Annotated in this window: 19 protein-coding genes; 9 read left to right on the top strand and 10 right to left on the bottom strand. The window is 57.5% G+C overall.

The window, feature by feature from the left end; translation table 11 throughout:
- Positions 1 to 70 precede the first annotated feature (70 nt).
- The 5 genes from AAC060_RS08515 to AAC060_RS08495 all read left to right on the top strand — a co-directional run bounded on the left by AAC060_RS08515 (position 71) and on the right by AAC060_RS08495 (position 5,450).
- Complete coding sequence (locus AAC060_RS08515) at positions 71 to 940, top strand: 3-hydroxyacyl-CoA dehydrogenase NAD-binding domain-containing protein (RefSeq protein ID WP_339824982.1); 870 nt, start codon at positions 71 to 73, stop codon at positions 938 to 940.
- Positions 941 to 1,040: 100 nt separating this feature from the next.
- Positions 1,041 to 2,186 (top strand): epoxide hydrolase family protein, encoded by a 1,146-nt coding sequence (locus AAC060_RS08510; protein WP_339824980.1) that lies wholly within the window; start codon positions 1,041 to 1,043, stop codon positions 2,184 to 2,186.
- Positions 2,187 to 2,192: 6 nt separating this feature from the next.
- Positions 2,193 to 3,113, top strand: coding sequence for an ABC transporter permease (locus AAC060_RS08505; RefSeq protein WP_339824978.1), 921 nt, complete (start codon positions 2,193 to 2,195; stop codon positions 3,111 to 3,113).
- Positions 3,114 to 3,117: 4 nt separating this feature from the next.
- Positions 3,118 to 3,906, top strand: a complete 789-nt coding sequence (locus tag AAC060_RS08500; protein ID WP_339824976.1) for an ABC transporter permease subunit — start codon at positions 3,118 to 3,120, stop codon at positions 3,904 to 3,906.
- Positions 3,903 to 5,450, top strand: a complete 1,548-nt coding sequence (locus tag AAC060_RS08495; RefSeq protein WP_339824974.1) for an ABC transporter ATP-binding protein — start codon at positions 3,903 to 3,905, stop codon at positions 5,448 to 5,450. The genes AAC060_RS08500 and AAC060_RS08495 overlap by 4 nt, the downstream gene beginning before the upstream one ends.
- Positions 5,451 to 5,507: 57 nt before the next feature.
- Here AAC060_RS08495 and AAC060_RS08490 read toward each other — a convergent pair whose 3' ends face one another.
- The 5 genes from AAC060_RS08490 to AAC060_RS08470 all read right to left on the bottom strand — a co-directional run bounded on the left by AAC060_RS08490 (position 5,508) and on the right by AAC060_RS08470 (position 11,402).
- Positions 5,508 to 6,287: a TorF family putative porin gene (locus AAC060_RS08490; protein ID WP_339824971.1), complete on the bottom strand. Its 780-nt coding sequence runs from the start codon at positions 6,285 to 6,287 to the stop codon at positions 5,508 to 5,510.
- 339 nt (positions 6,288 to 6,626) lie between these two features.
- Positions 6,627 to 7,928 carry a mechanosensitive ion channel domain-containing protein gene (locus tag AAC060_RS08485; RefSeq protein ID WP_339824969.1) on the bottom strand — a complete coding sequence of 434 codons (1,302 nt, stop codon included), beginning with the start codon at positions 7,926 to 7,928 and terminating at the stop codon, positions 6,627 to 6,629.
- Positions 7,925 to 9,124, bottom strand: coding sequence for a cystathionine beta-lyase (metC, locus tag AAC060_RS08480; protein ID WP_339824966.1), 1,200 nt, complete (start codon positions 9,122 to 9,124; stop codon positions 7,925 to 7,927). The genes AAC060_RS08485 and metC overlap by 4 nt, the downstream gene beginning before the upstream one ends.
- A gap of 26 nt (positions 9,125 to 9,150) precedes the next feature.
- Positions 9,151 to 9,987 carry a 3-mercaptopyruvate sulfurtransferase gene (sseA, locus tag AAC060_RS08475; RefSeq protein ID WP_339824963.1) on the bottom strand — a complete coding sequence of 279 codons (837 nt, stop codon included), beginning with the start codon at positions 9,985 to 9,987 and terminating at the stop codon, positions 9,151 to 9,153.
- Positions 9,988 to 10,178: 191 nt separating this feature from the next.
- Positions 10,179 to 11,402, bottom strand: a complete 1,224-nt coding sequence (locus tag AAC060_RS08470) for a hypothetical protein (RefSeq protein ID WP_339824960.1) — start codon at positions 11,400 to 11,402, stop codon at positions 10,179 to 10,181.
- Between the two features lie 103 nt (positions 11,403 to 11,505).
- Here AAC060_RS08470 and queF point away from each other — a divergent pair, with 103 nt between their 5' ends.
- From queF to AAC060_RS08455, 3 genes are all read left to right on the top strand, one after another.
- A complete protein-coding gene (queF, locus tag AAC060_RS08465) occupies positions 11,506 to 11,976 on the top strand; it encodes a preQ(1) synthase (RefSeq protein WP_339824957.1) in 471 nt (156 codons plus the stop codon).
- Positions 11,976 to 13,064 (top strand): glutathione S-transferase, encoded by a 1,089-nt coding sequence (locus tag AAC060_RS08460; protein ID WP_339824955.1) that lies wholly within the window; start codon positions 11,976 to 11,978, stop codon positions 13,062 to 13,064. The genes queF and AAC060_RS08460 overlap by 1 nt, the downstream gene beginning before the upstream one ends.
- Before the next feature lie 83 nt (positions 13,065 to 13,147).
- A complete protein-coding gene (locus AAC060_RS08455; protein ID WP_339824953.1) occupies positions 13,148 to 13,549 on the top strand; it encodes a thioesterase family protein in 402 nt (133 codons plus the stop codon).
- 38 nt (positions 13,550 to 13,587) lie between these two features.
- Here AAC060_RS08455 and AAC060_RS08450 read toward each other — a convergent pair whose 3' ends face one another.
- The 5 genes from AAC060_RS08450 to hflK all read right to left on the bottom strand — a co-directional run bounded on the left by AAC060_RS08450 (position 13,588) and on the right by hflK (position 19,436).
- Positions 13,588 to 15,168, bottom strand: coding sequence for a helicase HerA-like domain-containing protein (locus AAC060_RS08450; protein WP_339824951.1), 1,581 nt, complete (start codon positions 15,166 to 15,168; stop codon positions 13,588 to 13,590).
- Between the two features lie 104 nt (positions 15,169 to 15,272).
- Entirely contained in the window at positions 15,273 to 16,814 is a 1,542-nt protein-coding gene (locus AAC060_RS08445) for a Do family serine endopeptidase (RefSeq protein ID WP_339824948.1), read from the bottom strand.
- A 286-nt stretch (positions 16,815 to 17,100) separates the two neighbouring features.
- On the bottom strand, positions 17,101 to 17,541 hold the full coding sequence (locus tag AAC060_RS08440) for a nuclear transport factor 2 family protein (protein ID WP_339824946.1): 441 nt from the start codon (positions 17,539 to 17,541) through the stop codon (positions 17,101 to 17,103).
- A gap of 6 nt (positions 17,542 to 17,547) precedes the next feature.
- Positions 17,548 to 18,399 (bottom strand): protease modulator HflC, encoded by an 852-nt coding sequence (locus tag AAC060_RS08435; protein ID WP_339824945.1) that lies wholly within the window; start codon positions 18,397 to 18,399, stop codon positions 17,548 to 17,550.
- Complete coding sequence (hflK, locus tag AAC060_RS08430; RefSeq protein WP_339825548.1) at positions 18,399 to 19,436, bottom strand: FtsH protease activity modulator HflK; 1,038 nt, start codon at positions 19,434 to 19,436, stop codon at positions 18,399 to 18,401. The genes AAC060_RS08435 and hflK overlap by 1 nt, the downstream gene beginning before the upstream one ends.
- A gap of 131 nt (positions 19,437 to 19,567) precedes the next feature.
- On the opposite strand from hflK, the gene AAC060_RS08425 reads away from it, so the two are divergent.
- Positions 19,568 to 20,530, top strand: coding sequence for an Mrp/NBP35 family ATP-binding protein (locus AAC060_RS08425; RefSeq protein ID WP_339824943.1), 963 nt, complete (start codon positions 19,568 to 19,570; stop codon positions 20,528 to 20,530).
- Positions 20,531 to 20,533: the final 3 nt, after the last annotated feature.

The following is a 20,533-nucleotide window of genomic DNA, read 5'->3' as shown; positions in this document are numbered from 1 at the left end:
AATCTAGCCAGTTTGACCGACAATCGCTAGTGGCTTGTTGAATCATAATGAATAGCTAGAAAGACATGAAATGAAAGCAATCGGCATTATCGGATCGGGACAAATGGGTGCCGGCATCGCACAGGTTTCAGCGCAGTCAGGCTATCATGTCTATTTGTCCGATGTCAGTCTCGAGATTGCCGAACGCGGCAAGGCCGGTATTGCCAAGCAATTGGCACGGCTGGTTGAAAAAGAAAAGATCGACCAGCAGACCGCCGACACCGCACTGGGGCGTATCGAACCCATCGTGCAGCTCGACCCGATGGCCAATGCCGATATCATCATCGAAGCCGCCACCGAGCGCGAAGAAATCAAGCGCCAGATTTTCGCGGCGGCGTCCGAGGTTCTCGGCCATCAGGCGATCCTGGCGAGCAATACCTCGTCAATTTCGATCACCCGGCTGGCGCAGTCGGTGAAAGACCCGTCGCGCTTTGTCGGCGTGCATTTCTTCAATCCGGTGCCGCTCATGGGACTGGTCGAGGTCATCCGCGGTCTTGCGACCAGCGATCAGACCGCAGCCATGGCCAGCGATTTCGCCAAAGCGGTGGGAAAAACACCGGTGATGGCGAAGGATTCACCCTGTTTCGTCGTCAACCGCATCCTGCTGCCGATGCTCAACGAGGCTTTCTTCGCATTGGGTGAAGGCACGGCGTCGATGGAAGATATTGATCGCGGCATCCAACTGGGCCTCGGCCATCCGATGGGGCCGATCACGCTCGCCGATCTGATTGGTCTCGACACTTTGCTGGAAATCATGCGCGTGCTGCAGAACGACTTTGGCGACCCGAAATATCGCCCTGCGCCGATCCTGATGAAATATGTCGAGGCTGGCTGGCTGGGTCGCAAGACGGGCAAGGGCTTTTATGATTATTCCGGCGAAACCCCCGTTCCGACGATGTAGGAGCAAAGCCGTTCACCCCGAGAATTTCGGAGGATGAAGACAGGAATTGAGTAATCGCCCTTCGAGTGGTCTGGGGCGACCGGATAAGGATATTTATATTATGAGCGACGAAATCAGAGACTTTAATATTGATATCCCGAAGACCGCGCTGGACGATCTGGATATCCGGTTGCGCCACGTGCGCTGGCCTGATCCGGAGCCAGTGGATGACTGGTCGCAGGGCATTCCGCTCGACTATGTCAAAACCATCGTCGAACATTGGCGGACAAGCTATGACTGGCGGCGCTGCGAGGATGAGCTCAACCAATATAGCCATCATCTGACCGAGATCGACGGCGTCGATATCCACTTCATGCATATCCGCTCCCCGGAAGCTGACGCTCGGCCCCTGATCATGACCCATGGCTGGCCGGGATCGATCGTCGAGTTCCTGGATGTAATCGGTCCGCTGACCGATCCGGTGGCTTATGGCGGCGAGGCGAAAGATGCCTATCATCTGGTGGTCCCTACCCTGCCGGGTTTCGGTTTCTCGGGCAAGCCGACCGCGACCGGTTGGGGAATGGAAAAAATCGCCAAGGCATGGGACGTGCTGATGACCCGGCTCGGCTATGACCGTTATTTCGCGCAGGGCGGCGACTGGGGCGGGATGGTGACATCCGTTATCGGCGCACAAAATCTTGGCCATTGTGCCGGCATCCACGTCAACATCGTCGTGGTTGGCCCCCCTTCCGAAGAGATTATGGCCGATCTGACGCCAGCAGAGCAAGCATCGCTGGCGCATTTCGCCGTCTATCAGACGCAAGGCACCGGCTATGCGGAAATCCAGCGGACCCGGCCACAAACGCTCGGCTATGGTCTGGCGGATTCGCCGGTCGGCCAGATGGCCTGGATTATGGAGAAATTCCAGGGATGGGCGGAAGGCGCCAAAGCGCCCGATGAAAATTTCGACCCTGACCGTCTGCTCGACAATGTCATGATCTACTGGCTCAACAATGCTGGAGCTTCGTCGGCACGTCTATACCGCGAAAGCTTTGGCGCGCCGAATATTGATCCGGTCAACATTCCCTCCGGATGCAGTATTTTTCCCAACGAGATCATCACCCCGTCGCGCCGCTGGGCAGAGCAACGGTTCAAGGATTTGCGTTACTGGGGCGAGCCTGAAAAAGGCGGTCACTTCGCAGCGATGGAAGTGCCGGAATCGTTCATCACCGAAGTGCGGAGCTGTTTCGGCGCAATGGAGCTCTAGCGGCAGGTGCTGAGCCTGATCACCCGGCGGCTGTTGACGGCAATCCCGACGCTGCTGGTGATCATACTGGCTTCCTTCTTTCTGATGCGACTGGCGCCCGGCGGGCCTTTTGATGGCGAACGCCCGCTCGATCCGGCTACGCAGGCGGCGTTGCAACAGGCTTATGGTCTGGACCGGCCGCTTTGGGAGCAGGCGTGGCTCTATGTGTCGCGGCTGGTGCAGGGGGATTTCGGTCCATCTCTGGTCTATCGTGATTTCACTGTATCGGAGCTGATCGCGCAGGGCCTGCCGATTTCCCTGATGCTCGGGGGATTGGCGATAGTGCTGGCCTTGGCCATCGGTGTGACGGCTGGCCTGTTTGCCGCTGTGCAAGCGGGAAAGGCCACCGACAAGACGATCATGATGCTGGCAACCGTCGCTACCGCGCTGCCGACCTTTGTCACAGGACCGGCGCTCGCGCTGCTATTCGGTCTGTGGCTGGGTTTGTTGCCGGTCTCGGGAACTGGTGACGGTGTCGTCTGGCTGATCATGCCGGTGGTCGCGCTGGCACTGCCGGTGTCGGGAGCGATCGCCAAGCTTACCCGCGCCGGACTGGCAAGCGTGCTCAAGCAGGATCATATCCGCACCGCACGGGCGCGGGGCCTCTCCGAAACGAAAATCCTGTTCAAACATGGCCTGCGTCCCGCCCTGGTTCCGGTCGCCAGCTATCTCGGTCCGGCAGCGGCGGGTCTTTTGACCGGCGCGGTCGTGGTGGAAACCGTCTTCGGGCTGCCAGGTCTGGGCCGCTATTTTGTCCAGGGCGCGCTCAATCGCGACTATCCGCTCGTGCTTGGCGTGGTCACGCTCTACGCCGCGCTGATCATTCTTTTCAACCTGTTCGCCGACCTGATTTACGGCTGGCTTGATCCCAGAATGCGGGAAGGGTGAGGCGTTGCTGAAACGCCACTTCCCTTTGTCGATTGTCTTGTTGATTGTCGTGCTGGCTTTGTTGCTCCCGTTCCTGTCGCCGTGGACCTATGACCAGATCGACTGGGATGCCGTCCGTGCGCCGGCGTTTAGCGGTTCGCATATTTTTGGTACCGACGAGATTGGCCGGGACCGTCTGGCACGGCTGGCCGCAGGAACGCAGATCACGCTGATGGTCGCTATTGCGGCGGCGCTGGTTTCGCTGATCGTCGGCATCGCATGGGGAGCAACCGCTGGCTGGATCGGCGGGAGAGTCGACGAGGCGATGATGCGGATTGTCGACGGTCTCTACGCGCTGCCCTTCATGTTCATCGTCATCCTGCTGATGGTCGTCTTCGGACGCTCGATATTGCTGGTCTTCGTCGGCATCGGGCTGGTCGAATGGCTGACCATGGCGCGCGTGGTCCGGGGGCAGGTGATGGCGCTCCAACAGCGCCCCTTCATTCTTGCTGCCGAGGCAGCAGGGACACCGTCGATCATGATCATGCTGCGGCATATATTGCCCAATATTGCAGGCGTCGCGCTGGCCTATCTGATGCTGACCGTCCCGCAAGTCGTGATGGTCGAGAGCTTTCTGTCCTTCCTCGGGCTCGGTGTGCAGGAACCGCTGACATCGCTCGGTATCCTCGTCAAGGAAGGCGCCGATGACATGGATATGACGCCGCTCGGTCTGTTACTGCCCGGCGGTCTGCTCGTGGTGATATTGGTCTGCCTGACGATAGAGGGCGAACGACTGAGAGACCGCTTCTCGTGAGCCTTTATGAAATCCGCAATCTCGCCGTGGATATCGCAGGCAATCGGCTGGTTGAGGATGTCAGCCTGACCGTCGAACCGGGCCAGTGCACCGCGATCATCGGCGCATCCGGTTCGGGAAAGAGCCTGACTTGCCTGACGCCGTTCGGACTGACACCCGGTATAGCTACCGGAGCGATCCGCTTGGATGGTATTGATCTCGCGAGTGCCGATGTCGATCAATTGAGAGATGCGCGTCGCAGGCTGAGCGGTTTTATATTCCAGCAACCCCTGACTGCCCTGACACCTCATCTGACGGTCGGCGCGCAATTACAGGAAGCAACGATGCAGGCCGGGGCCGCCCGGCCTTCGCGGAGAGAGTTGGCGCAAAAACTGGAACGTGTCGGTCTGTCTCGTCCCGATGAACGGCTCGACCAATTCCCCCACCGATTGTCTGGCGGGGAACGCCAGCGGGTGATGATCGCAGCTGCTATCGCGCACAGTCCCAAATTGCTGATCGCCGACGAACCGACAAGCGCACTTGATGCTTCCTTGCGAGCCGAGATCATGGACCTGCTCGATCAATTGCGCGCCGAGCAAGGATTGGGGATGTTGCTGGTCAGCCATGACCTTGCATCGGTCGAGGGCCATGCCGATCAGCTGCTGGTGATGGACAAGGGGAGGGTGGTGGAAACGGGTCCGACGGTCGAAGTCATTGCCAATCCAGCCGAAGATTATACGAGGCGTCTGATCGCGGCCACACCGCGTCTCGACGAGCCGTCGCCAAAACTAGCCAAGCCTGGCGATGTCCTGCTCGAGACCAGAGATGTTGGTGTCGAATTTCAACGGCCCGGCTGGCGCCGCGGAACAATCTCTGCCGTTGCGGATGTGAGCATCATGGTCCGGCAAGGCGAATCCCTGGCTTTGGTTGGTGGTTCCGGTTCAGGAAAGTCGACCTTGGGACGCGCCATTGCCGGTATCGGGCCGGTGACCAGAGGCGAAGTCCTGTGGCAAGGCAGCGCGCTTCCCGAGCGGCGGCAGCGCAGTCCGGAGATGCGCCGGTTGATCCAGCCAGTATTTCAGGATCCCGTCGCCAGTCTCGATCCGCAATGGCAGGTTCTCGACATCGTCACCGAACCGCTGCGTAATCTTCGGGCCGATCTGACAAAGGCCGAACGAGACGATCTGGCGCGGCAGGCGCTGTCCAATGTTGACCTGGCGGAAGATTATCTGACCCGGTTGCCGGCCAGCCTGTCCGGTGGTCAGGCGCAACGGGTCGCGATCGCGCGGGCGATCATCGCGGCCCCGCAACTGCTGGTGCTGGACGAGGCAACATCTGCGCTTGATCCGCTGGTCGGAGCGGAGATCCTGATGCTGTTGGCCAGACTTCAAGCGGAGAATGGGCTGAGCCTGCTATTCATCACCCATGACATTGCGGCTGCCCGCCGGCTGTGTCACCGGATTGCTGTGATGGAAGAAGGCCGGATCGTCGAGACCGGTAATTTGCAGGCGGTCATCGATGGTCCCATGCATGCGGCAACGCAAAGACTTGTCGCAGCCAGTTAAAAAAAAGGGCCGCCCGGTTGTCCGAACGGCCCCCTTTTTCAGCGTGACGATGTGAATTTAGAAGGATACGCCGAGAGTGAAGATGAAAGCAGAATCGGTGAAATCTTTCTGGGCCGGGGCATCATCGGTATCCGTATAGGCTACTCCCAGCGTCAGATTCGGCGAGATTGCATAATCAACACCAAGTGACCAATCGACGTAATTGTTGTCCGTTCCCTGCAGGGTACTGAGAAAACTATCACCATCCGAATAGCCCAAATGAGCATTCACGGTCACCGGAGTGTTAGGAATGCCCGCACTCAGGTCGGTGTAAAGATAGATATTATCGTCGTCGGCCAAAGCGCTTTGTCCGCCCCATGCATAGGCAGCACCGACGGTGGCTTCAACTGGACCCAAGGTCGCTGATACGGATGCATAAGGTTCAAAGAAATCGGTTGCACCACCGCCAACGCCGCCGGCGTCAGGATAGAAATAATATAGCAAACCAACGTCAGCGGAAATGCCCGACGCTACTTCACCAGACCAGCCGCCGTAAACATCGAGCTCGGTACCACCGGCAAAGTTGATCGAGGATCCCCATGTTCCGACATAAAAGCCGCTTTCATGACCAACATCGATACCGCCTTGAATGGCTACGTCGCCGCCGGACTGGGCGACACCGCGAAAGCGATAGTCGCTTGTAACGGTAGCGTTTCCGGAAATAGTGAAAGCGCTGGCAGATGTTTCTGCGTCCTGCGCGAAGGCTGGTGCGGCCGTGCTGGCCAGCAAGATGGCCGAGAGGCCTAGAACAGTCGACTTGGCTCTTCCGCCAAGGGTAATTTTATTGGACGTGCGCATGGAAATCCCTTTCTCGTTAATGCGTATCGCCCCTCCTGGCATTGCTTCAGCTGTCTTTTTATTACGCCAGATGCCCCGAACGCGAACAGTCTTTAAACATGCATGAGAAAGCTGGTCTATAATATTGCGCTGCACAAGAAAGAAAACGACAGGAAAGGTGACATAATCATCGGTTGTTGCACTTGCGCCACAAAGCGCATTTCCGGCGCTTAAAATTTAGGCGAATTCGATCCAGGATGATTAATAAAGCGTCAATCGGTCGCGCTGCCCTTCGTCGACAGCGTCAATGCCCGCGATCGTGTCTTGACCGGCGAGAAGCGATTCTGTTCCGCGACCGGACTATTTGGGACCGGGTTCGAACTTGACCGTTCCGCCTTCCGGTAATGACCGGATGTGAACATCGCGCTGCGGGAACGGAATCTCGACGCCATGTTCCTTGAACAGATCCCAGACCCGTTTGAGAATCGCTGCCCTGAAGTTGCCCACTCCCGATTGCGGGTCCTTGATCCAGCAACGGATTTCAAAATTCACACTGCTTTCGCCAAATTCGAGCATCCATACGACCGGCTTGGGATGGTTGAGCACGCGCGGTACATCGACGCAGGCCTGTTTCATCAGGTCAATCGCTTGGTCCATGTCGGTGTTATAGGATACGCCAACCGGGATGCTGATCCGGATATTCGGGCTGGAATAGGACCAGTTTTCCACTTCGCGTGTCATCAGATCCTCGTTCGGGATCAGATGTTCCTTGCCCGCGCGGGTGAGAACGGACACCGCACGCACGCCGATCTTGTTGACCCAGCCGTAGGTGTTCCCGACCGCGATCACATCACCGGGCTTGATTGAGCGGTCCATCAGCAAGATGATGCCGGCAATCAGGTTGCCGATCGTTTTCTGCATGCCGAAGCCGATAGCCAGACCAAAGGCACCGGAAAATACCGCCAGCGCCGTTAGATCGATCCCGACCACGTCGAGGCCAAGGACAAAGGCCCCGGCCAATATGGCAACGGTGGCCAGCTTCTGTCCCAGAAGCTTTTGCGCGCCGTCGAGCTCGCTATTGCCGATGATATAGGTGACCAGTTTCATCAGCACCCGGGCAACCGCGAGCAGGATCACGGCGGTCATCGCAACGGTCACAAGCCAGAGCAGAGAAAACCTCTTCGTGCCGATGCCGAATCCGACCTTGTCCAATGCTTCGGTAATCGGCGCTATCCCGCCGACCAATCCGGATCCGATACTCACGAAGAGCGCGAGGCCGATGACCGTTCCCAGCCAGTCCGGCATCCGCACGCCGCGGATCAGGTCATTGGCAAACAGGCCGACCGTGATGGCGATGGTGAGAGAAAAGACGACCTGTGCAATGAGATGCCAGGGATAGAAGGACAGGAAAATGCCGCATAAAATGAAGGTGGTGGCGCGCCGCGTCATGTCGCGGATGCGGCGACCCGCTAGCTCGCTCTCGTACCCTGCCCGCGCTTCCCAGAGGTGGCGCAGCTTGGGACCGATATAATTGCTGAGATACCAGCCGGCGGTAAGAGATAACATGACCAGTGCGGCGGCAACGGCACCTTCGATATACTGGACATTGCGAGGAGTGTCGGAAGTCAGAGACTCCAGATATTGGTACGCATTGTCTATCATGGCTGCGCACTGTGGTAATGTTCAAAGCCTTTGGCAAGGTCGGCGATCAGATCCTCGGGGTCTTCCAGCCCGATATTCAGCCGCACCAGCGGGCCTTTCCCCGCCCATGTGGTTGCGGTGCGATGTTTTGCCGGATCGACCGGCAGGGCGAGGCTTTCAAACCCGCCCCAGCTATAGCCGATCCCGAACAGCGTCAGCGCATCGATGAAAGCGGCGCGCGTTCTGTCGTCGCCATCTGACAGTTCGAACGAAAACAGACCCGCTGATCCCTTGAAATCGCGTTTCCATATTTCATGGCCCGGGCAATCAGGCAGGGCAGGGTGGAGGACGAGGCCGACCTCGGGCCGGTCCTTCAGCCAATGGGCAATTTGCAAGGCGCTGGCTTCATGCTGCCGCAGACGGACGTCCAGTGTCCTTAATCCGCGAGCGGCGAGATAGGCATCATCGGGGGAAACGACCTGACCCAGTTGCTGGGCAGTGCGCCGGAGGCGAGTCCAGTAAGCACTGTGCGTAGTTACGGACCCCATCATCACATCGCTATGACCCACAATATATTTGGTGGCGGCGGTTATCGCGATATCGACGCCATGCTCGAGCGCCGGGAAAAAGCGTGACGTCGCCCAAGTATTGTCGAGAAGGGTAATCACGCCTGCTGCATGAGCCGCTTTGCAAATTGCTGGTACGTCCTGCACCTCGAAGGTCAGGCTGCCGGGGCTTTCCATCAAAATGGCTTTTGTCTGCGAGCCTATGAGACTGGCAATATCCGCACCGATCATCGGATCATAATAGCGCGCCGCAATGCCCATGCGCTTGAGAAAGGCATCGGCAAAGCTGCGACTGGGATCGTAGCTGCTGTCGGTGAGCAATATTTCGTCGCCCGGCTGCAGAATAGCGAGCAAAGCGCAGGAAATGGCGGCTACACCGGAGGGGTAAAGCATGGTGCCGGCTGCACCGGGCTCCATTTCGGTCAGTGCCTCGGCAAGTGACCATTGGGTCGGAGACCCGCGCCGGCCATAGAAAAAACGGCCGTCATCATTGGATTTCAGGCCATCTCGCAGATGGGCCACATCGTCGTATAGATGCGTGCTGCCACGCCAGACAGGCGGGTTGACGACGGCTCCGGTCCATATTTTCCGGCGACCGCCGGTAACGACCTGTGTCGCGGGTTTTTTTGAACCAGAGCCGTTGTCAGCCAATTATAGTTCCAGCAGCGCTGGCATATTCAGGCGGTTTCTTTCGGAGTGTCCGCATCGGCGCCCCATTCGGCCCAGCTGCCATCGTAGAGGGCGGTCTTTTCGGCACCAGCAACCGCTGCTGCGAAGGATACAACCGCTGCGGTCATGCCCGATCCACAGGTTGTGATCAGAGGTTTCGAGAGATCGACACCGGCATCCGTAAAGATAGTTTTGATCTCGTCAGCGCTTTTCCAGGTTCCGTCAGCGTTGAAGAAGCTGCTGTGCGGAATATTGGTCGAGCCGGGGATATGGCCAGAGGCGGCGTTGCCGCGCGGGTCCGGTGTTTCGCCGCTAAACCGGTCTGCGGGCCGCGCATCGACAACCTGTTCGTCCTTGCTGTGCAGGTTGGCCAGCATGTCGGCCTTTGTGCGGACGTCCTTGTCGTCTTTCCAGACGGTGAAATGGCGGTGGCGCAGTGCTTCCTTGCCGGTTTCCAGCGGGCGGCCTTCGGCCTTCCACTTGGCGATGCCGCCGTCAAGAATGGCGACTTCGTGAGCGCCGAAAATCGTCAGCATCCACCATGCGCGCGCTGCGCTCTGCAGCGGGCTGTCATCATAGAGAACTACACGGCTGCCGTCGCCGAGGCCAAGCGATTGCATCCGGCTGGCGAATTTTTCCGCCGGTGGCAGCATATTCTCGACTGCATTGCTGGTGTCGGTTAAATCACTGAGGTCCATGAAGACCGCGCCAGGAATATGACCAGCTTCATATTCGGCTGCAGGATTGCGTCCGGCATCAGCCATGAATTTTGTCGCGTCGACTACTCGTAAATCAGACGCACCCAGTTCGTTGGCTAGCCAGTCGGTCGATACCAACAATTCCATATTAAACTCCTCATGCCCGCAATTATTTGCGCTCTTCGCCCCGCCGTTTAGCGATTCGATTTCCAGACGTCGAGGCTATATCGCATTGTCCGCCGAATCTACCGCTATGTGGTTTTTTTACATTGAATGTCGTTCCCTGCAGAAAAGTTTTGTGATGCAGTCGACACGGGTTGCTCAGGGAGAGGAAGAACTTATCCAGACGCGAGCGGGCGATGGCCTAGGGGGGTAAAGCTGCGCGGCCCCGTGTCGAGCCGGAAGGGTGCCATTTTCTGGCGCGGCGGCTGGTGTTCCTGGCCCACCAGATAGGCGGTGGTCTGAAAATGCCGGAACCCGGCACTATCGGTAAATTCAATCGAGATATGGACCTGCGGCACGAATAAAGCCTGAGAACGGAAAACTATCGGATCAATACTGGTCAACGGGACGCGAAATTCACTGATAATTGCCTCGGTATCACCGGCCTTCAGGTCTGGAACCTCGTGCAATGGCGACAGATCGGTCAAACCGGAGTCGCTGGTGTCATGTTCCCCTGCCTGAACCATATCGCCAAAGACCCTGATCCCCCTCAGAACCTCGTCACTGTGGTTGGAGAGTGTTAGTTCGAAGGCTAGCACTGCGTTGAACAAGGTCGCATTGGCCGAACGGGGCCGGAAGCTGATGGCAATGACAGGTGGAACGACAGGCTTAGCTACAGGAGCGGTGACGGGCACAGGTGGAGGGTCGAGCGGCGGCGGGGTTTTCGTGATGTCGTCAGCCAGACCGGTTGTTTCGGGATCAGCTTCTGCTGCAGCCAATGGCTTCCGGGACGCCTTGCGCGGTCGCCAAAATAATATCGCGCCCAGCAACATCGCGAACAGGGCTCCGGCGAGCAAAAGGCGCCAATCAAATGCCGTCGTCGGTGCGCTCGGCTCCGTCGCGGCTTCGGGCGGGTTTGGATTCGGATCGACTGTCTCGGCTTGCGCTTCGGTTGGTTCCAGAGATTCGTCTGCCGCAGCCGCGGGACCTGTAATCGAAACTTCCGGTTCGGGCTGGACTATCTCGTCCGCAGCCTTTGGTCGGACGGGCGCTGGCTCGGCTGGTTGTCGCTCCTGACTGTCGCTATTGTCGATGGAACGCACCACCGGAGCGCCGGATTTCGGTGGCACTTTTGCAGGGGCGGTACGCGGCGTGACAATCGGGGGGCGGGCGACCGGAACGTCGGCGTCAACTGGTCCCTGCAAGACGTTGTTCTTTGGCTCGTTGTCAGGTCCTGGTGGCAGCGAATAGTTTTCCACCGATGGCTGGGTTCGCGGGTTGGGCAATGGTTCATCTACTGATGTTTGCGCCATAGCCACAGCGCCCGGCAACAGCAGCAAAGCCGCGCCCGTTAAAATATTCCTGATGCGATTATGTGCGATCGACTGAAAAACAACCATGTCCCTGTATATTCCCGGATCGAATTGCCGCCCAAAGCGCTGAACCGTCGATGAATGCAGCAGAGGTGATGACATGAAGCGCCCTGTGCACTAGATAATCTGCATGAACAATGATCCTTCCGCTCCGCAAGCACCGAAATTTTTGGGTAAGACGAGTGCCATGCCGGCATCTCCCGAAGAGGCAATACTCGACTATGTCCCCAATCCTCGCGCTGGCGAGCTCTACCTGACGCGCTTTGCCGTACCGGAATTCACCTCGCTTTGCCCGGTGACCGGCCAGCCGGATTTTGCCCATCTCGTCATCGATTATGCGCCGGACCAGACGATCGTCGAATCGAAATCGCTCAAGCTGTTTCTCGGATCGTTCCGCGACCATGCTGCCTTTCACGAAGATTGTACGGTCGGCATCGGCAAGCGCCTGTTCGACGAGATGAAGCCGAGATGGCTGCGGATCGGCGGCTATTGGTATCCGCGCGGCGGCATACCGATTGATGTGTTCTGGCAATCGGGCGAGCCACCCAAGGGACTTTGGTTGCCCGATCAGGGTGTGGCCGCTTATCGGGGGCGTGGCTGATGACCCATAAATTCTACGGTGGACCACTGTCGCTCTATTCCGGCAAGGCGCGGGCCTATCTTGACTGGAAAGGGGTGGATTACGAGGAAATCCTCAGCACCACGGAAGTCTACAAGACGATTATCGTGCCGAAAGTGGGCCGTCCCGTCATTCCGGTGATGGTGACCGACGCAGGCGAAACACTACAGGACACAACGCTGATCATCGATCATTTCGAAGCGGAGATCGGCGGACCGTCCGTCTATCCCGATACGCCGAAACAGCGGCTGGTGGCGTTGCTGATGGAAGTGTTCGGTGATGAATGGCTGGTGATCCCGGCGATGCACTATCGCTGGAACTATAATGAAGAATGGGTCTACGGCGAATTCGGCGCCGTTGCAGCGCCGGAAGCCAGCAAGGAAGAGCAGCTGGCCATCGGTCGCGAGCGCGGCCAGACGTTCAAGGGCTTTTGCCCGATATTAGGGATTAACGAGCAGACGATTCCTGCAATTGAAGCGAGCTATGAAGCGCTTCTGGCCGATCTCGACCGGCATTTTTCCCAATATGATTATCTGCTCGGTTCGCGCCCCTCGATTGGCGATTATGGTCTGATCGGGCCGCTTTTTGCCCATCTGTACCGCGATCCTGCTTCGGGTGAGATCATGAAACGACTGGCACCGAAAGTTGCAGCCTGGGTCGAGCGGATGGTGGATGTGCAGCAGCCGCTGTCCGGAGAATTTCTACCCGATGACGAGATCCCGCAGACCTTGGTGCCTGTGCTGGAAAGAATGATGGCGGAGCAAATGCCATTCCTGCAGAAAACCGCGGACCTGTTTGCTGCCTGGGCCGAGGCCAATGCAGATACCGAAATTCCGCGCGCCGTCGGGATGGCGGACTTTGCCGTCGAGGGCGTGACCGGACAACGTATCGCGCCGCCGTTCAGTCTGTGGATGTTGCAGCGGCCGCTGGACTATTATCGGAATTTGCCTGATGCCGACAAACTGGCGGTGGATGAATTTTTATCGACGATTGACGGCGCATCGGCGTTCCGGAATTTCACGGCGGAACGGCGACTGGCGTTCAAAAACTTCAAGCTTGGCCTTGCCTGATATGACGATCTGCTCCCGGATTCTGGAGCATGAATCTAGTTTGCCCTATCAATCGGCCTCCGCTAATCTTATATATTGATGATATGAACAGTATTTCACATCATCACAGCATTGCCATAGAGGCGTCTGACATTGATTTCATGGGACATGTCAACAATGCCAATTATCTGACGTGGGTGCAGGAGGCTGTGGTCGCGCATTGGCAGAAATTTGCGCCTTCCGAAGCGATAGCAGACCATCTCTGGGTGGCATTGAAACACGAGATAACCTACCGGAAACCGGCGTTTCTCGACGATGATGTGATTGCCGAAGTCTTGCTCGAAAAAGTACATGGAGCGCGGGCCTTTTACAGCACGATCATTCGTCGCGGCGAAGAGGTCCTTGCTGAGGTGCAGTCGAGCTGGTGCTGCATCGATGCCGACACCTTGCGCCCGACCCGTCTGGCAAAAGATATCGTAGCGCGATTTTTCGGCAACAAGGATTAGCTAGTCAGCTGCGTTTTTGAAGCGGAGCATGATAGCGATTAACGCATCAAGCCACCGATCAGATTGCGCACGAAACGTCCGGCCACGGGTCCGGCAAGATCCGTAACCACCGAGCCAACAGCAGAGGTCACGCCGGATTGCATCGGATTGGCACGGGATTTTTTGCCCAGCATCGTCGAAGCCGCCATGCCCGCTGCTGAACCCATCGCGACCTTTGCACCACGACTGAAGGCTTTTTCCCAGATGCTTTTGCTCTTGCGCGAGCGTTTGCCGACTTCGACCTCACCCTTTTCCTCGACTTCCTGCGCGGTTTCGGTGGCGTCGATCACCTTCTGCGCCAATATTTCCTCGGCGCTGTTCCGGTCGATCTCTTCGTCATATTTGCCATCATAAGGCGAGATCGATTGCATGATCGCGCGTTCCTTTACGGTGACCGGCCCGAGACGGGAGCGCGGCGGCTTGATCAAGGTCCGCTGGACAATCGAAGGTGCGCCATCTTCCAGCAAGGTCGAGACGAGCGCTTCGCCGACCCGCAATTCGGTGATCGCCTGCTCGACATCGAGATCGGGATTGATCCGGAACGTGTCGGCGGCGGCCTTGATCGCTTTCTTGTCGCGCGGGGTGAAGGCGCGCAGGGCATGCTGGACACGGTTGCCGAGCTGGCCGGCTATTTTCTGGGGTATGTCGATCGGGTTCTGGGTGACGAAAAACACCCCGACGCCTTTCGAACGGATCAGGCGGACGACTTGCTCGATCTTGTCTTCGAGCGCCTTGGGTGCATCGTCGAACAGCAGATGGGCTTCATCGAAGAAGAAAACCAGTTTCGGCTTGGTCGGATCGCCGACCTCCGGCAATGTTTCAAACAATTCGGCGAGTAGCCAGAGCAGGAAGGTCGCATAAAGTTTGGGACTGCGCATCAGCTGGTCGGCGGCGAGCACGTTGATATAGCCGCGACCCTGATCATCGCATTTGATGAAATCATCGATTTCCAGAGCCGGCTCGCCAAAAAACTGGCCCGCGCCCTGACTGTCGAGTTGCAGCAACTGGCGCTGGATGGCGCCGACGCTGGCCTTGCTGACATTGCCATATTTGGCGGACAGTTGTTTTGCGTTCTCTGCGGTATAAGCGAGCATCGACTGCAGGTCGTCGAGGTTGAGCAGCAGCAAGCCTTCTTCGTCGGCAAAGCGGAACACGATGTTGAGTACGCCTTCTTGCGTATCATTCAAATCCATCAGCCGTGCGAGCAACAGCGGTCCCATTTCCGTAATCGTGGTCCGGATCGGATGGCCCTGCTTGCCGTACAGGTCCCAGAATATCGCCGGATTATCGGAATAGGCATAATCGCTCATACCCAGTTCGCTGGCCCGTTCCTCCAGCTTGTCGGCATGTTTGAACTGCGAGGAACCGGACATCGAAATCCCCGACAGGTCACCTTTGACGTCGGCTACAAAGACCGGTACGCCGTTGGCGGAAAAACTCTCGGCCAGCCCTTGAAGCGTGACGGTTTTGCCGGTGCCGGTGGCGCCAGCGATCAGGCCGTGCCGGTTGGCGCGGGACAGAGCGAGGCTTTGCCGTTCGCCGCCGCCCAGTCCGAGAAAAATTTCTGTCGCATCGGCCATTGGCGGATTCCCTCAATTGTTTTGCAAAGCTGCGCCCAGCTTGACGCAAAAAAAAGGCCGGCGTCAAGCACCGGCCTTTTTCTGTTACATTTGTTTAGAAGTGGCTAGTCGTCCTGCAGACGGACCGCGACAAAGACCGGATCGCGAGCACCTTGTCGGATCTGCAGAAGCACCGCGCTGCGTTTGGCGCGTATCACCTCGCCGATCGCCTTGTCCAGATCGGCCGCGCTGTTCACTGGCTGACGATTGACGCTGGTGATCAGATAACCGCGTTTAATGCCTTTCTGAGCAGCATCGCTGTTCGGATTGACGATCGATACGACAACGCCCTTTGCCGTAGCAGGGACACCGATTTGGCGTGCAATTACCGCAGTCAGGTCGACCACGGATAACCCCAGTGCATCGGCGGTTGCCTGCGCACTGGCGCTGTCATCCTTCTGGTTCAGAGTATTGTTTTCTGCATCAGGATCGAAGGTGCTGCTGGCCAGTTCTTCTTCCGAAGGGCGTTTGCCAAGCTTGGCATTGACCTTGATGGCCTTGCCGTTGCGAACCAGTTCGATCGGAACATTGGTGCCTACGGGAAGATTGGCAACCAGATAGGACAGGGTCTGGTCAGGGGTGACCGTCTTGCCGTTCACCTTGGTGATCACGTCACCGGCCTGGATACCGGCTTTTGCTGCCGCTTCGTCCGGCTCAACCCGCTGGACGAATTCACCGCTATTCTTCTCCAGACCAAGCGAGTCCGCAAGATCTTCGGAAAGAGTGCTGATCTGGACGCCAAGATAACCGCGCTCGATCGTCTGTCCGGCTTTCAGCGTTTCGACAATCGGAGCAGCAACTTCTGCGGGAATGGCAAAACCGATGCCTACATTGCCGCCGGTTGGCGAAATGATCGCATTGTTGATGCCGATGACATTGCCGTTGAGGTCGAACATTGGTCCACCGCTATTGCCGCGGTTGATCGAAGCGTCAGTCTGCAGGAAGCGATCATAAGCGCCGCCCTGTCCGGTGTTTCTGTGAATTGCGGATAATATGCCGGTGGTTACCGTTCCGCCGAGACCGAATGGATTGCCGATGGCAATGACCCAGTCACCAACCCGGGCGCCCGTGCTGTCGCCGAATTTGACGAACGGCAGGGGTTTGTTTGCCTTGATCTTGAGCACGGCAATATCCGATGCTGCATCGCGACCGACGAGTTCGGCTACATATTCGGTGCGGTCCGGCATGATCACGGTGATCGATTCGATCTTCGCGTTGCGGTCACCCGGCGCGACAACATGGTTGTTGGTGACGACATAGCCATCAGCGGAAATGATGAAGCCTGATCCCAGCGACTGCGCCTCGCGGGTCTGTGCGCCACCGGAGCCGCCCTGGCGGTTTCCGAACAGGCCGTCGAAAGGTGTGCCGGCAAAAGGATTGTTATTGGCCACAGGGACGCGCTGGGTGGTGGAAATGTTGACCACGGCAGGCTGCAATTGCTCTGTCAGGTCGGCAAAACTCATCGGAGCATTTGCGCGCGGCACTACATTGCGCATCACCGAGCTATCGTTGGCGGCGGTCTGTGCCCCGGCCGGACCGATGCCGGTCAGGGTGGCTGCACTGCCGGCCAAAAGCAGAGCTGCTGAAATTCCGTAAGCGTAACGCACTGATATTTTCCTCTCAAAATTCCGGCGGAAGAAATGAATGTCTGCCGCCAAATCCGTTCAAAATCGCAGAATGAATGGCGCAATTTTCATGAACGGAAATTGAATGTTACCATATTTGTTCGCCGATCCTAAACACAGGACTGCGAGACATTCCCGATGCCAACCTATTTGGGTGCCTCAAAGCTTTTTCGCAACCCGAGAATCGCCATTTGGTCGAAAAAAGCGGGCTCTGCGCAGAAAAAACGACAGTTGTGGTCGAATAGGGGTCTCGTTCCATTCCCGACCGTCAAAATTCGAACGGCCCGTCGTTTTCGTACGGAGGCATTCCATTGAACCCCAAAGCGTCATTGGCCAACTGGGTATCAAAAAATTCGTGAACCGAAGCGATCTTCCCGTCTCTGAACGCGAAAATATGCACGTAGCGCTGGTCATAGCGTTGCCCGTTCCGCGCTAGGCCTTTGGCTTCCATGATAGCGGTCGCGCTGTCCGGGCTTTCGTTCATCACCCGCCATTTTACCGCGAATTGAAAGCGATCGAAATCGAGCGCCGCGAAAATGGCAGGCAACACCTGTTTCAGCGCGGCAAAGCTGTCGTACCGGCCCGAGATAATCGTATTGCCGGATACATTATATACGACATCGGCATGGTGCAGAGCTTCAAACCGGTCCACGTCCATAGCCGACAAGGCGCTATAATAAGCGTCGACTATCTCGTGGCTGGTTGCCAAAACTCCCTACTGACCGCGGAACTGACGTAGATATTCATTGTCCGGAGAAAGGACGAATGAACTTTCCGGACCACCCGCAGTGCTCGGCAGGAATGTCGTTTCATAGCTTTTCATGGCACGGTAGAAATCATAGAATTTCGGGTCCTTGCCAAAGCTTTCTGCATAGGTTCTCGCAGCACTCGCGTCGGCTTCCGCGCGAATGATCTGCGCCTGCTTTGCCCCTTGCGCACGAATGGTTCGCGCTTCCTGATCACGCGCTGTCCGCATTCTTTCGAAAGCGCTGTCCAGCGGTGTGCCGTCTGGGAGATCGGCGCGTTTGATCCTGACGTCGACAATCTCTGCGCCATATTGGCGAGCGACCCGGTTGAGGCCGGCCTGAATATTGTCCATCACCTGGCCACGTTCCGGGCTAAGCAGGGCGGCAAACGGCCGCTTGCCGAGTTCGTTTCGCAACGCAGATCCCAAGATCGGGCGAAGCTCTTCCGAAACCCGCTCTTCGCTGCCGGCTGCGATATACATGCGCAGCGGATCGGTGATCCGGAACCGGGCAAAGGCATCAACTTGCAGACGAAGCTGGTCGGTTGCCAGAACCTGTTGCTGTTCCATCTCGACGTCGAGGATGCGCTTGTCGATCCATACGACCTGCTCGATGAACGGAATTTTTGGAAGCAGTCCGGCGCCTGTCTGGCCGAAAGGGACGCCATTTTGATAACGGTTGATGATGCGAATCGGTTCACCGAAGCGCACAACCACGCCCTGGCGCGTTTCCGGCACGATGATGAGCGTGTTCAACAATGTGAACAACAGGGCGATGACGATCACGCCAAGCGCGACGGGGTTCTGGAATATCCGGCTCATTATTTTGCCTCCACGGTCGAAATGGGGGCCTGCTGCGACCGTTTCTTCAGTTCGGGCAAGGCCAGATAAGGTGTAACGCCTCTCGCCTCGATTACTGTCTTGTCGACCTTGGACAGGACACGTTCCATCGTTTCATAATACATACGCTGTCTCGTGACCGTCGGTGCCAGACGATATTCTTCATAAACCTTGTCGAAGGCCGCCGATTCACCTTGTGCCTGTGCGGTGAGTTGCTGCGCATAAGCGCGTGCTTCGTTGAGATAGGTCTGTGCTGTCTGTTGAGCAGCAGACACTTCCTTGAAGGCATCGTTCACTTTCGCAGGAGGGTCGGCTTTCTTGATCGCGATGCCGCGAATGACAACACCGGCGCCATAGCCGTCGAGCAATTGCTGCATGTTGCGTTCGACCTGCTGTTCAATTTCCGTCCGTTCGGAACCGATGGTGTCATCAAGAGTGAAGTTCGCAACCGATGCGCGCATCGAGGCTTCGGCCACTTCCTTGATTGTTTCTTCCGGTTCGGCGATCTGGAAAAGGAAAAGCTCCGGTGCCTTGATGTTCCAGCGGACTGAATAGGCAAGATCGACGATATTCTGATCGCCGGTGAGAATGAGCTTTTCAGCTTCTCCTTCCGGAATATCGATTGTCCGGATTTCCTCGACGTCGAGTTTTGTTACCTGTTCGAGCGGAGTGGGAAGCGAGAAATGCAGACCCGGCTGCATGGTCCGCGAATAGGAACCCAGGAAGGTTACAACGCCGCGTTCCTGAGGGCTGACACGGTGGATGCTGGTCAGCAGGACCCAGAGGACTATGAAGCCGATCGCCATAAGAGGCCACCAGGACCGTCCGCCGGGGCGTTTGGGAATGCCGCCCTTGAATCCGCCGCCCGTGCCTTTTTTGAACAATTCTTCGAGAGAGCCGGCACCCTTGCGTCCGCCGCCGGACGAACCGCCAGGAGGATTGCCCCATGGATTGCGGGGGCCGCCGCCATTGCCGCCCTCATTGCCGCTGTCGCCGTTATTGCCCCAAGGGCCCGCCATGTTCAGGATTGAGCCAAAAATCGATCTGCGGTGCGCTTCACCGTTAATATTATCATTCATAGTTTCTTTATAGGTAGCACGCCGCCAGAAAAACAGTGTCAATCCGAGAAAAGTGTAACTATGTCGATCGGATGACCGATATTTCAACAATCGAAGCCGCGCTGGACACTGTTGCCAAAGGCCGTTTCAGCGCCGTAAAATTTTCCGAAGGCCGTATCTCTCTGGTCCTCAACGTTGGCGGGCTCGACGTGCGCGAGCGCGGCCAGATCGAGATTGCTGTGAAAGGCAAATTGTTGGCGCTCGACGGTGTCGAGAAAGTCGATGTCGCGATGACCGCCGAGAAGGTCGAGCGGCGGCTGATCGCCGTGGCCAGTGGCAAGGGCGGTGTCGGCAAGTCCACGCTTTCCACCAATCTGGCGATTGCGATGCAGCGACTGGGCCGCAAGGTCGGGATGGTCGACGCCGATATATATGGTCCGTCGCAGCCGCGGCTGCTCCATTGTGAAGGGAAGCGTCCCGAGGCGGAAGGCAAACAGCTGATCCCGGTACCCAATGAATATGATGTTCCGGTGCTGTCGATGGGCCATCTGGCGAAACCGGGGCAGGCGATTGCCTGGCGCGGGCCGATGGCGGGCAAGGCGCTCGAGCAGTTGATCGACGCGCACTGGGGCGATGTCGAGGAGCTGATCGTCGATATGCCGCCCGGTACCGGTGATGTGCAACTGTCGATGATGCAGAATCACAAACCTGTTGGCGCGGTGATCGTTTCGACGCCGCAGGATCTGGCGCTGATGGACGCAACCCGCGCGGTTGATCTGTTCAATCAGGCGAAAATTCCGATCATCGGCATGGTCGAGAATATGGCCGGCTATCAATGCCCGCATTGCGGCGAAGCGAGCGATCCTTTCGGAACGGGCGGGGCGGAAGCCGCGGCCAAGACCATGGGCATGCCTTTTCTGGGCAGAATTCCGCTCGATATCGAAATTCGCAAGTCGAGCGATGGCGGAACCCCTCCTGCCAGCACGGACCGTGCGGACGGACAGGCTTTTCGCGATATCGCCCAGAAGCTCGCGACATGGCTGGATAATCAATAAACG

The sequence above is a fragment of the uncultured Parasphingorhabdus sp. genome (genome assembly GCF_963975555.1).
Taxonomy (GTDB): Bacteria; Pseudomonadota; Alphaproteobacteria; order Sphingomonadales; family Sphingomonadaceae; genus Parasphingorhabdus.
The sequence above is the reverse complement of the archived record's forward strand: the minus strand, read 5'-3'. Positions and strand labels throughout refer to the sequence as shown.

Bases quoted from the DNA above. Each gene is read 5' to 3' on its own strand.
- queF (WP_339824957.1), top strand. From the start codon at position 11,506: ATGAACAATGATCCTTCCGCTCCGCAAGCACCGAAATTTTTGGGTAAG.
- AAC060_RS08510 (WP_339824980.1), top strand. From the start codon at position 1,041: ATGAGCGACGAAATCAGAGACTTTAATATTGATATCCCGAAGACCGCG.
- sseA (WP_339824963.1), bottom strand. From the start codon at position 9,987: ATGGAATTGTTGGTATCGACCGACTGGCTAGCCAACGAACTGGGTGCG.
- AAC060_RS08425 (WP_339824943.1), top strand. From the start codon at position 19,568: ATGACCGATATTTCAACAATCGAAGCCGCGCTGGACACTGTTGCCAAA.
- AAC060_RS08470 (WP_339824960.1), bottom strand. From the start codon at position 11,402: ATGGTTGTTTTTCAGTCGATCGCACATAATCGCATCAGGAATATTTTA.
- AAC060_RS08460 (WP_339824955.1), top strand. From the start codon at position 11,976: ATGACCCATAAATTCTACGGTGGACCACTGTCGCTCTATTCCGGCAAG.
- AAC060_RS08490 (WP_339824971.1), bottom strand. From the start codon at position 6,287: ATGCGCACGTCCAATAAAATTACCCTTGGCGGAAGAGCCAAGTCGACT.
- AAC060_RS08455 (WP_339824953.1), top strand. From the start codon at position 13,148: ATGAACAGTATTTCACATCATCACAGCATTGCCATAGAGGCGTCTGAC.
- AAC060_RS08515 (WP_339824982.1), top strand. From the start codon at position 71: ATGAAAGCAATCGGCATTATCGGATCGGGACAAATGGGTGCCGGCATC.
- AAC060_RS08450 (WP_339824951.1), bottom strand. From the start codon at position 15,168: ATGGCCGATGCGACAGAAATTTTTCTCGGACTGGGCGGCGGCGAACGG.
- AAC060_RS08485 (WP_339824969.1), bottom strand. From the start codon at position 7,928: ATGATAGACAATGCGTACCAATATCTGGAGTCTCTGACTTCCGACACT.
- hflK (WP_339825548.1), bottom strand. From the start codon at position 19,436: ATGGCGGGCCCTTGGGGCAATAACGGCGACAGCGGCAATGAGGGCGGC.
- AAC060_RS08435 (WP_339824945.1), bottom strand. From the start codon at position 18,399: ATGAGCCGGATATTCCAGAACCCCGTCGCGCTTGGCGTGATCGTCATC.